The sequence below is a fragment of the Streptomyces aurantiogriseus genome (assembly GCF_014649375.1).
GTDB classification, from domain to species: Bacteria; Actinomycetota; Actinomycetes; order Streptomycetales; family Streptomycetaceae; genus Streptomyces; species Streptomyces aurantiogriseus.
In genome coordinates, this window is sequence record NZ_BMSX01000030.1 from 98,710 (window position 1) to 109,081 (window position 10,372).

General features: G+C 71.8%; 11 protein-coding genes and 1 rRNA gene. 2 read left to right on the plus strand and 10 right to left on the minus strand.

Annotated elements, in window-relative coordinates; genetic code table 11:
• Positions 1-42: 42 nt before the first annotated feature.
• The 3 genes from IE263_RS41765 to IE263_RS41775 are packed head-to-tail and all read right to left on the minus strand — an operon-like array spanning position 43 to position 2,121.
• On the minus strand, positions 43-948 hold the full coding sequence (locus IE263_RS41765; protein ID WP_189943342.1) for an NAD kinase: 906 nt from the start codon (positions 946-948) through the stop codon (positions 43-45).
• Positions 945-1,760, minus strand: a complete 816-nt coding sequence (locus IE263_RS41770) for a TlyA family RNA methyltransferase (RefSeq protein ID WP_189943343.1) — start codon at positions 1,758-1,760, stop codon at positions 945-947. The genes IE263_RS41765 and IE263_RS41770 overlap by 4 nt, the downstream gene beginning before the upstream one ends.
• A 31-nt stretch (positions 1,761-1,791) precedes the next feature.
• Positions 1,792-2,121 (minus strand): hypothetical protein, encoded by a 330-nt coding sequence (locus tag IE263_RS41775; RefSeq protein WP_189943344.1) that lies wholly within the window; start codon positions 2,119-2,121, stop codon positions 1,792-1,794.
• Positions 2,122-2,163: 42 nt separating this feature from the next.
• Between IE263_RS41775 and IE263_RS41780 the strand changes: the two genes are divergently transcribed.
• Positions 2,164-2,511 (plus strand): SCP2 sterol-binding domain-containing protein, encoded by a 348-nt coding sequence (locus IE263_RS41780; protein ID WP_189943345.1) that lies wholly within the window; start codon positions 2,164-2,166, stop codon positions 2,509-2,511.
• A 21-nt stretch (positions 2,512-2,532) separates the two neighbouring features.
• Here IE263_RS41780 and IE263_RS41785 read toward each other — a convergent pair whose 3' ends face one another.
• The 4 genes from IE263_RS41785 to IE263_RS41800 form a co-directional block, all read right to left on the minus strand.
• Complete coding sequence (locus tag IE263_RS41785) at positions 2,533-3,432, minus strand: ABC transporter ATP-binding protein (RefSeq protein ID WP_189943346.1); 900 nt, start codon at positions 3,430-3,432, stop codon at positions 2,533-2,535.
• A gap of 31 nt (positions 3,433-3,463) precedes the next feature.
• Positions 3,464-4,522: a FecCD family ABC transporter permease gene (locus IE263_RS41790; protein ID WP_189943354.1), complete on the minus strand. Its 1,059-nt coding sequence runs from the start codon at positions 4,520-4,522 to the stop codon at positions 3,464-3,466.
• 50 nt (positions 4,523-4,572) lie between these two features.
• Positions 4,573-5,616, minus strand: coding sequence for a FecCD family ABC transporter permease (locus tag IE263_RS41795; protein ID WP_189943347.1), 1,044 nt, complete (start codon positions 5,614-5,616; stop codon positions 4,573-4,575).
• A 108-nt stretch (positions 5,617-5,724) separates the two neighbouring features.
• On the minus strand, positions 5,725-6,753 hold the full coding sequence (locus tag IE263_RS41800) for an HAD hydrolase-like protein (RefSeq protein ID WP_189943348.1): 1,029 nt from the start codon (positions 6,751-6,753) through the stop codon (positions 5,725-5,727).
• Between the two features lie 73 nt (positions 6,754-6,826).
• Here IE263_RS41800 and IE263_RS41805 point away from each other — a divergent pair, with 73 nt between their 5' ends.
• Positions 6,827-8,110 (plus strand): DUF1015 domain-containing protein, encoded by a 1,284-nt coding sequence (locus tag IE263_RS41805; RefSeq protein ID WP_189943349.1) that lies wholly within the window; start codon positions 6,827-6,829, stop codon positions 8,108-8,110.
• A 63-nt stretch (positions 8,111-8,173) separates the two neighbouring features.
• On the opposite strand, the gene IE263_RS48115 is transcribed toward IE263_RS41805, so the two are convergent.
• The 3 genes from IE263_RS48115 to rrf all read right to left on the minus strand — a co-directional run bounded on the left by IE263_RS48115 (position 8,174) and on the right by rrf (position 10,234).
• Positions 8,174-8,905 (minus strand): tetratricopeptide repeat protein, encoded by a 732-nt coding sequence (locus tag IE263_RS48115; protein ID WP_194517076.1) that lies wholly within the window; start codon positions 8,903-8,905, stop codon positions 8,174-8,176.
• The gene (locus tag IE263_RS48120; RefSeq protein ID WP_194517079.1) at positions 8,797-9,888 is read right to left on the minus strand and encodes a hypothetical protein; all 1,092 of its coding nucleotides are present in this window, start codon (positions 9,886-9,888) and stop codon (positions 8,797-8,799) included. Before IE263_RS48120 ends, IE263_RS48115 begins: the two co-directional genes overlap by 109 nt.
• A 229-nt stretch (positions 9,889-10,117) precedes the next feature.
• Positions 10,118-10,234: ribosomal RNA gene (rrf, locus tag IE263_RS41815) — 5S ribosomal RNA — on the minus strand.
• Positions 10,235-10,372 lie beyond the last annotated feature (138 nt).

Genomic DNA, 10,372 nt, shown 5'->3' on the forward strand with positions numbered 1-10,372 from the left:
CCGGGCGAGTGGACGTCCCTCCCCCGCACCCCCTGCGAGCGGCTAAGGCCTGGCCCCGCGCCACCCGGCGACGGGCAGAGCGAACTTGGCCACCAGCCGATCGGTGAACGACGCGTGGTGCAGGCGAGCCAGCCTCACGGGCACCGCCCCGCGCCGCACCTCGACCCGGGCCCCCGGAGGCAGTTCGAAAGTCCGCCGCCCGTCACACCACAGGACCCCCGGCGGAATGTGCGGCAGCAACTCGACGGCGAGCACCGAGTTCGGCGAGGTGACCAGCGGCTTGGCGAACAGGGCATGCGCGCTGATCGGCACCATCAGCAACGCCTCGACCTCGGGCCACACCACGGGCCCGCCCGCCGAGAACGCATACGCCGTGGACCCGGTCGGCGTCGACAGCACGATCCCGTCACACCCGAACCCCGTGACCGGCCGCCCGTCGATCTCCAGCACGACCTCGAGCAGCTTCTCCGCGCCGGCCTTCTGCACCGCCGCCTCGTTCAGCGCCCAGTCCGTGTGCACGATGTCCCCGTTGCGGTGCACGACGACATCGACGGTCATCCGCTCCTCGACCTCGTACGCCTTCGTCACCACCCGGTCGACGACCTTGTCGAGATCATCGCGCTCGGCCTCGGCCAGGAAGCCGACACTCCCGAGGTTCACGCCGAGCATCGGCACCCCGGACGCCCGCGCGAACTCCGCGCCGCGCAGCAGCGTGCCGTCACCGCCGAGGACGATGAGCAGCTCGCAGCCCTCCAGGCACTGCGGGGTGGCCTCGGCGACCAGCTCCACCTCGTCCGGCAGGGGCAGGTCGCGCGCCTCGTACTCCAGGACGCGCACCCCGATGCCCTCGCGCAGCAGCCCCTTCACCACCAGCTCCGCGCTGCGGATCGCGGCGGGCCGTCCCGTGTGGGCCAGCAGGAAAACAGTACGAGCTCGGTTCTGTGTCAACGCGGCCCCTCCGCCACTGCACGGTCAACATCGGCCGGGTCCAGAGCAGGTGCCCCGGCCCGGAGCCACAGAAAGTACTCGACGTTCCCGGAAGGTCCGGGCAGCGGGCTGGCGGTGACACCCTTCACCCCGAGTCCCAGGTCCCACGCCTTCTCGGCCACGCCCCGCACGGCCTCGGCCCGCAGCTGCGGGCTGCGTACGACGCCCCCGCTGCCCAGCCGTTCCTTCCCCACCTCGAACTGCGGCTTCACCATCATCACCAGGTCGGCGTCCGGCTTGGTGCACCGCGCCAGGGCCGGCAGCACCAGCCCGAGCGGAATGAAGGACAAGTCCCCCACGACAAGATCCACTGGCTCCCCATCGATCGCTTCGAGCGTCAACTCGCGTACGTTCGTACGGTCCTTGACGGTGACGCGTTCATCGCTTTGGAGAGACCAGGCGAGTTGCCCGTATCCGACGTCGACGGCGACGACATGGGCGGCCCCCGCCCGCAGCAGTACGTCGGTGAAACCCCCGGTGGACGCGCCGGCGTCCAGCGCCCGCCGCCCCGCGACGACGAGCCCCCGCGGCACGAACACCTCGAGTGCGCCGGCGAGCTTGTGCCCGCCCCGCGACACGTACTCGGGATCGCTGTCGTCGACCGCGACGACGATGGCCGCCGCGGTCTCCACCTGCGTGGCTGGCTTGGTCGCGACGGTCTTGCCGACGGTGACCCGCCCCGCGGCAATCAGCTGGCCGGCGTGCTCACGCGACCGCGCGAGCTTGCGGCGCACCAGCTCCGCGTCCAGACGACGACGTGCGACTCCTGCCACGTTCTGTTCAGCTCCTACCGCTGTACGACGATCAAAAGGTGTGACCCGAAGGGTCTCGTTGAGGGGTGGTGGCCGGGTGACCGGTGGGAGCCGGAGGTCCCGGGCGGACGTCGAGCGCGGTGAGCGCGTCGCGCAGCCCCCCGTGTACATCCTCGTACACCTCGAGGTGGCCGTCCGTGGCGAGGTGGTCGGCGTCGGCCAGCCGCTCCAGGTGGGCGTCCACCTCGGCGTTGCCGGTGGGCGTGCGGGGCACGTGCAGCGGGGCGGGGGCGGCGGGGTCGTCCGCGGGCTCACCGAGGGCCTCCGCCTCCGGCGACGCCGCCTCCTGGGCTTCTTCCACCTCGGGCACAGAGTCGCTCATGCCCCGACGCTACCGCGAACCGCTGGGGTACCGTCGAGCGCGATGGCCACGATCGAGGAGTGCCGCGCCGCACTGGAGAAGCTCTCGGAGAACATGCGGGACGCCGAGGGCGACGTCCGCGACGCCGCGGCCATGGACCGCTCGGTGAGCTGCCACATCACCGACCTGGACGTCACCTTCGTCGGCCGCCTCACCGACGGCCGCATCGAGGTCGACGAGACCCTCCAGGGACCCCCGCGCGAGAAGGCACAGATCCGGCTGACGATGACCGGCGACGACCTGGTCGCCATGGTCGACGGCGAGCTGAACTTCGCCAAGGCCTGGGCCTCGGGCCGGGTGAAGCTGGAGGCGGGCCTGCGCGACCTGTTCCGGCTCCGGAAGCTGCTGTGAACCCCGGAGGGCCGGCCGGCCTCAGAAGGCTTCCGTGGCGGCCACCTTCTCGGCGTCCTTCTCGACATCGGCCTTCGCACCCGCCCGCGCCTTGCGCGCCGCCGGCACCACCAGCGGCGTCCCCGTCTCCGGGTCGTCGATGACCTGGCAGCGCAGCCCGAAGACCTCCTCCACCAGCCCGGCCGTGACGACGTCGTTCGGCGCGCCCTGCGCGATGACCTCGCCGCCCTTCAGCGCGATGAGGTGGGTGGCGTACCGGGCGGCGTGATTGAGGTCGTGCAACACGGCGACGAGCGTGCGGCCCTGCTCCTCGTGCAGTTCGGCACAGAGGTCGAGGACGTCGATCTGGTGCTGGATGTCGAGGTACGTCGTCGGCTCGTCGAGCAGCAGCAGCGGGGTCTGCTGGGCGAGGGCCATCGCGATCCACACGCGCTGACGCTGACCGCCGGACAGCTCGTCCACGTACCGGTCGGCGAGTTCGGCGACGCCGGTCTGCGCCATGGACTCCTGGACGACCCGCTCGTCCTCGGTCGACCACTGGCGCAGGATGCCCTGGTGCGGATAGCGGCCGCGGCCCACCAGGTCGGCGACGGTGATGCCGTCGGGCGCGATCGAGGACTGCGGCAGCAGGCCCAGCGTCCGCGCGACCTTCTTCGCGGGCATCGACTGGATGACCTGTCCGTCGAGGAGCACCCGGCCCTCGCTCGGCTTCAGCATCCGCGACAGCGCCCGCAGGAGCGTCGACTTGCCGCAGGCGTTGGGGCCGACGATCACGGTGAAGGAGTTGTCGGGAATCTCCACCGACAGCTGTTCGGCGATGACCCGCTGGTCGTAGGCGAGGGTGACGTTCTCGGCGGACAGGCGGTTCACGGTGCTCCTTTGGTTGTTCAGCCCGTGGCTGACACGGGTGGTGGCGCTCATGTCCGGGCCCCGAGGCAGATCCGGCCCGGCTTCATATCCGGCCCGCCCTGCGCTCGGTGACGAGCAGCCACAGCAGGTAGACGCCACCGAGCACGCCGGTGACCACGCCCACGGGCAGCTGTCCGTCGCCGAAGAGCCGCTGCGAGGCCCAGTCGGCGGTGACCAGGAGGGCGGCGCCCATGCACAGGGCGGGCACGAGGTTCGGCCCGGGCGAGCGGGTCAGGCGCCGGGCGAGCTGCGGCGCGGTGAGCGCCACGAAGGCGACGGGGCCGGCGGCGGCGGTGGCGGCCGCGGTGAGCAGCACGGCGCAGACCATCAGCAGCAGCCGTACGCGCTCCACCCGTACCCCGAGGGCGTGGGAGACGTCGTCGCCCATCTCCATCATCCGCAGCCCGCGCGCGTTGGCGAGGACCAGCGGGACGAGTAGACAGCACAGCCACAGCAGCGGCCAGACCTGCTTCCAGTCACGGCCGTCGAGCGAGCCGGTCATCCACACCACCGCGCGGGCCGCGTCGACGAGGTCGGCCTTGGTGATGAGATAGCCGTTGACCGCGGTCGCGATGGCCGACACGCCGATACCGACCAGCACGAGCCGGTAGCCGTGCACACCTCGCTTCCAGGCGAGCAGATAGATGGCGGCGCCGGTCACCAGACCGCCCACGAGCGCCCCGACGGCGACCTGGTTGGCGCTGCCGGACATCAGCACGATCACCACGAGCGCGCCGGCCGTCGCCCCCTGCCCGAGCCCGAGCACGTCCGGACTGCCCAGCGGATTGCGGGAGACGGCCTGGAACACCGCGCCCCCGAGCCCCAGCGCGGCACCGACCAGCAGCCCGACGAGGACACGCGGCAGGCGCAGATCGTTGACGATGAACTCCTGGGCGACGGTGCCCTCGCCCGCCAGGGTCTTCAGCACGTCCCCGGCCGGGATCGGGAAGTCGCCGGTGCCGATCAGCACCACACTCGCGGCGAGTGCGGCGACGACCAACAGGACGACGACGATCAGCGCCCTCAGGTCCAGCCGGAGAGAGAGCCCGCCGGGCGTGCGCAGGGCACGCGGACCACCGGGCACACGGGTCCTCCGCCGCACGGCGGGCGCGCTCTCCGTGGTCCTCTCCGGTGCGGTCTGGGATGCGGTCTTCACAGCTGGGCCGTCCTCCGCCGTCGTACGAGAAAGATGAAGACCGGGCCGCCGATGATCGCGGTGATGATGCCGACCTGGACCTCCGACGGCCGGGCGACGACCCGGCCGATCACATCGGAGCCGAGCAGCAGCACCGGCGAGAGGATCGCCGCGTACGGCATGATCCAGCGCAGGTCGGGGCCCGTGAACGAGCGGACGACGTGCGGGACCATCAGCCCGACGAACACGATCGGCCCGCAGGCGGCGGTCGCGGCACCGCACAGCACGGTGGCGGCGAGCATGGACAGCGCCCGGGTGCGATTGAGGTGGGCGCCGAGGGCCTTGGCGGTGTCGTCGCCCATGGCCATGGCGTTCAGGGGCCGGGCGAGGACGAACGCCAGGAGCGTGCCGGCCACGAGGAAGGGCAGCACCTGCCAGATCGTCTCGTCGGTCGCGGAGGTCAGCGAACCGACCGTCCAGAAGCGCATCTTGGCGAGCGCCGCCTTGTCCAGGATCATCACGGCCTGGACATAGCCGAAGAGCGCGGCGGCGATCGCGGTGCCGGCCAGCGCGAGCCGCACCGGCGTGGCGCCCCGGCTGCCGCCGAGGAACCAGACCAGCGCACCGACCGCGGCCGCTCCGAAGAACGCGAACCACACATAGCCGCTCAGGCTCGTGACGCCGAAGTAGGTGATGGCGGTGACGACGGCGGCCGAGGCGCCCGCGTTGATGCCGAGCAGTCCGGGATCGGCCAGCGGGTTGCGCGTGAGGGCCTGGAGCACGGCTCCGGACAGCCCCAGCGCGGCGCCGACGAGCAACCCGAGCACGGTCCGCGACAGCCGCTCCCCCACGACCACGTCACCGTAGGTCCCCGTGTCCTCGAACAGGCCGTGCCAGACCTGCGCGAGAGACAGTTCCTTGGCCCCGATGGCGATGCTCGCCACCGCCACCAGCAGCAGGACCGCGACGGAGACGAGCAGCCCGACGGAACGTATCGCCCGGCGGGTTGGGGGCGCGGGGGCGGTTTCCGCGCGCTGTTCGGGAACACTGTCGACCAACACGTAGTTAGGTTAGCCTACCCTCCCAACCCGACTCGTTCCCTGGTCACGGGCCACTGCCGGGTTCACAGGTTCACGGCGACGGGCACGTGCCCGTCGTGGCCGGCCGCCTCACAACCCCAGCCGAGCGAGCGCCTTCCCCCCATCCAGCGCGCACGAACCCGCACCCGCCACCGTCCAAGCGGCCGCGCACAACGCCCGCAGCCCGTCCAAGGCGCCGCCGTCCCCCTCGAGTTCCAGCCGCTCGGCACCCGCCGTCGCCGTCCAGCCCCCACACCGGAAGCCGCCCCCGTCCGCCGTGACCTCCGGCTGCCCGGTGAGCATGCCGCGCAGATCGGCGTCGACATACGTCGGCCGGTGCTGCGGCGGCGCCGCGAGCAGCTGCGCGCCGTCGGTCACACCGGTGAGGACGAGCAGCGAGTCCACGTCCCCGTTGAACGCCCCCTCGATGTCCGTGTCCAGCCGGTCCCCCACCACCAACGGCCGCTCGGCGCCCGTGCGCAGGATCGTCTCCCGGTGCATGGGGGGCAACGGCTTGCCCGCGACCTGCGGCTCGGCCCCGGTCGCGATCCGCACGACCTCCACCGCGGCCCCATTGCCCGGAGCGATCCCGCGCCCACTGGGAATCGTCAGGTCGGTGTTCGACGCGAACCACGGCACCCCGCGCGCGACGGCGTAGGACGCCTCGGCGAACCGCCCCCACGGCAGGTCCGGCCCGCCGTACCCCTGCACGACGGCCGCCGGATCGTCGTCCGCCGACTCCACCGGTACGAGTCCCCGCTCGCGCAGCGCGACCCGCAGCCCCTCCCCGCCGATCACCAGCACCCGGGCCCCCGCCGGCACCTGCTCGCTGATCAGCCGGGCCACCGCCTGAGCCGAGGTGATGACCTCGTCCGCCCCGGTCGGTATGCCCAGCTCGGTGAGGTGCCCGGCCACAGTCCCGGGCGTCCGCAGCGCGTTGTTGGTGACGTACGCGAGCCGCATCCCGCCCGCACGGGCCGTGGCCAGCGACTCGACGGCGTGCACGATGGCGCTCCCGCCCGCGTACACCACCCCGTCAAGATCGAGCAGCGCCGTGTCGTACGCCTCGCTCAGGGCCTGCCCACTGCCCTCGGGCCTCGTCCTGACGCCCTGGCTCATTCCACATCGCTCCTCGTTCGCTCCGCTTTCCCCCGATCATCCCGCATGCCACTGACACACGTACGATGCCGGGATGAACACAGCAGGTCACTCGGAAGCAACGGCGCCCCGAGGCCTGGAACTCACCCCGTTCCGAGGCCTGCGCTACGACCCCGACCGGGTCGGCAGCCTCGCCGCCGTCACCTCCCCGCCCTACGACGTCGTCGTCCGCCCCGACGGCCTGCACCACCTCCAGGACGCGGACCCGCACAACATCGTCCGCCTCATCCTGCCCCAGGCCACCACCGCCGGCGCCCGCAACGAACAGGCCGCCACCACCCTCCGCCGCTGGCTCTCCGAGGGCGTCCTCACGGCCGACCCCGAACCCGCCCTGTACGTCTACGAGCAGCGGCACGCCGACGGCATGCTCCAGCGCGGCCTCATCGGCACCCTGCGTGTCTCCGAACCCTCGGCGGGCATCGTCCTCCCCCATGAGGACGTCATGCCGCACATCGTCGCCGACCGCGCGGCCCTGATGCGCGCCACCTCGGCGAACCTCGAACCGCTCCTGCTGACCTACCGGGGCAACGACACGACCGCGGACGTCGTCGAACGCACCGCCGAACAGCCCCCGCTCCTGTCGACGACCACGGAGGACGGCTTCAGCCACCGCCTCTGGTCGCTCACCGACCCCGACGAGGTGGCCCGCGTCCAGGCCGACCTCGCCCACCACCAGGCCCTGATCGCCGACGGCCACCACCGCTGGGCGACGTACCGGCGTCTACGCGCGGAGCACTCCTCTCCCAGCCCCTGGGACCACGGCCTCGTCCTCCTCGTCGACACGGCCCGCTATCCGCTGCGCGTCCGCGCCATCCACCGCCTCCTGCACGGCCTGCCGGTCCCCGAGGCCCTGGCCGCCGTCGAGAACCTGTTCCGCGTCCGCCGCCTGGAGGTGCCGCTGCCGGAGGCGCTCGCCGCCCTGGCGGACGCGGCCTGCACGGGCAACGCCTTCCTGCTGGCCGGCGACGGCGCCTTCCACCTCCTGGACCGCCCCGACCCGGCCCTCCTCGCCCGCACGGTCCCCACCGACCGTCCGCCCGCCTGGCGCACCCTCGACGCGACGGTCCTGCACGCCACGCTCCTCGCCCACGTCTGGCACATCCCCGAGGACGACCCCACCCGCATCGCCTACATCCACGACACGGCCGCCACGGTCGAGAAGGCGGAACGCGACGGCGGTACGGCGGTCCTGCTGCACCCGGTCCGCGAGGAGGTCGTCCGCGACCTGGCCCGCCAGGGCGTCACGATGCCCCGCAAGTCGACGTCGTTCGGCCCGAAGCCGGCCTCCGGCCTGGTCCTGCGCGCCCTGGACCTCTGAACCCGGCACACGCAAAAGGGGCGGGACCCCGGCACCGGAATCCCGCCCCCTCATTCACCCGCGTCAGTCCTGACCGTCGGCCTTGTCCTCGCCCGGCTCACTGTCGACCGTGTCCTCGTCCAGCGCGTCGACGAACTCCACGCCGTCCAGCTCGGCCAGCCGGTCCGAGGCGTCGGTGCTGCCGTCCCGGTCGGCCTCGACGGCCTTAGCGAACCACTCCCGCGCCTCGCTGTCCCGCCCGGCGGACAACAGCGCGTCGGCATACGCGTACCGCAGCCGCGCGGTCCACGGCTGCACGGAGTTGGAGGCCAGCTCGGGGCTCTGCAGCGTCACGATGGCCGCGTCCAGCTGCCCCATGTCACGCCGGGCACCGGCCGCGACGAGCCGCATCTCGACCTGTCCGGCCTTGTCGAGCTTGTGCACCTCGGGCGCGCCGGCCATGTCCAGCGCCTTCTCCGGCCGCCCGAGCCCACGCTCACAGTCGGCCATGACGGGCCACAGGTCCACGGTCCCCGTCATCCGCCGCGCAGCCCGGAACTCGGCAAGCGCCTCGCTGTACTTCTGGTTGGCATACGCGGCGAACCCGGCCGCCTCCCGCACAGCAGCGACCCTCGACGCCAGCCGCAGGGCCACCCTGGAGTACCCGTAGGCCCCCTCGGGGTCCTCGTCGATGAGTCGCGCGACCATCACCAGGTTCTTCGCGACGTCATCGGCCAGCGTCTTGGGCAGACTCTGCAGCTCCTGCCGTACGTCCTTGTCAATCTCGTCCCCGGTGACGTCCTCCGGGATCGGCAGCCGCTTGATCGGCTCCCGGTCCCGGTCACGGTCCCGCTCGTCACGGAACCGGCCACCGCCGCGCCTGTCGTCACGTCCGCCGCGGTCGTCACGTCCCCGGAAGCCACCGGGCCGACCACCACGGTCATCACGGCGGGGCCCGCGTCCACCACGGTCGTCCCGCCCGCGGTACCCGGCACGCTCGCCGCTCCGGCTGTCCTCACGCCGGAAGCCACCGCGGTCCCCACGGTCATCGCCCCGCCGGTCATCGCGGCGGTCGTCACGCCGCTCGTCACGCCGGCCATCGCGGCGGTCATCACGGACGTAGTCCCTACGGAACCCACCCCGGTCGCCGCCACGGTCGTCCCGGCGGAAGCCACCGCGGTCCCCACGGTCGTCGCCCCGCCGCTCGTCACGCCGGTCGTCCCTACGGAACCCACCCCGGTCACCGCCACGATCGTCACGGCGGAAGCCACCGCGCTCACCTCGGTCGTCGCGATGGCCGTAACCACCGCGGTGGTCGTCCCGACGGTCATCGCGCCGATCATCACGGCGGTCGTCCCGACGGTCATCGCGCCGATCATCACGGCGGTCGTCACGGCGGAATCCGCCGCGCTCACCTCGGTCCCCACGGGCACGGTCATCGCGGCGGTCGTCCCGCCGACCGTAGCCACCACGATGGTCATCGCGCCGACCGTAACCGCCGCGGTCGTCGTCACGCCGGCCATAACCGCCGCGGTCGTCGTCACGCCGGAAGGCAGGCCGGTCGCCGCGGTCCCCACGGTCATCCCGACGGAATCCACGATCGCGGTCGTCCCGCTGGAACGCCGGACGAGAACCCCGGTCCCCTTCGCGACGGTCGTCACGCCGACCGAAGCCACCACCACGGTTGTCACCGCGACGATCATCCCGACGGAACCCGCCGCGCTCTCCACGGTCGCCCCGGTCTCCGCGGTCGCCACGGTCCCGATCGTCCCGGCGGTCGTCACGCCGACGGTAGCCACCACGGTCGTTGTCGCGGCGGAAGCCGCCACGATCGCCGCGATCCCCACTGTCCCGGCGCCGCTGGTCGCGCTCCGGTCGGTCGTCGGGAGAGTTGGTGGACATGGTGACTCCTGTCTTCGGTACCGCAAGTCATTCTCGCGCAGTCGGGTACCCGGCGCGCCATGGAAAAACGAAAAGGACCCCTGGTCCCAGCTGAACGCTGGTGACCAGGGGTCCTTCCCAAAGATTGTTCGGCGGCGTCCTACTCTCCCACAGGGTCCCCCCTGCAGTACCATCGGCGCTGTAAGGCTTAGCTTCCGGGTTCGAAATGTAACCGGGCGTTTCCCTCACGCTATAACCACCGAAACCCTAATGGTTTCGAGCGAACAAGCACACTTTTCACTTGTTTTCACTCAAAGCCGGCAACGGTCGTTGCCTCAGAACTAACACAGTGGACGCGAGCAACTGAGGACAAGCCCTCGGCCTATTAGTACCGGTCACCTC

What these genes read in the sequence shown, in the direction of transcription:
- IE263_RS41800 (WP_189943348.1), bottom strand. Translation starts at nt 6,753, where the DNA reads ATGAGCCAGGGCGTCAGGACGAGGCCCGAGGGCAGTGGGCAGGCCCTG.
- IE263_RS41780 (WP_189943345.1), top strand. Translation starts at nt 2,164, where the DNA reads ATGGCCACGATCGAGGAGTGCCGCGCCGCACTGGAGAAGCTCTCGGAG.
- IE263_RS41785 (WP_189943346.1), bottom strand. Translation starts at nt 3,432, where the DNA reads ATGAGCGCCACCACCCGTGTCAGCCACGGGCTGAACAACCAAAGGAGC.
- IE263_RS41775 (WP_189943344.1), bottom strand. Translation starts at nt 2,121, where the DNA reads ATGAGCGACTCTGTGCCCGAGGTGGAAGAAGCCCAGGAGGCGGCGTCG.
- IE263_RS41805 (WP_189943349.1), top strand. Translation starts at nt 6,827, where the DNA reads ATGAACACAGCAGGTCACTCGGAAGCAACGGCGCCCCGAGGCCTGGAA.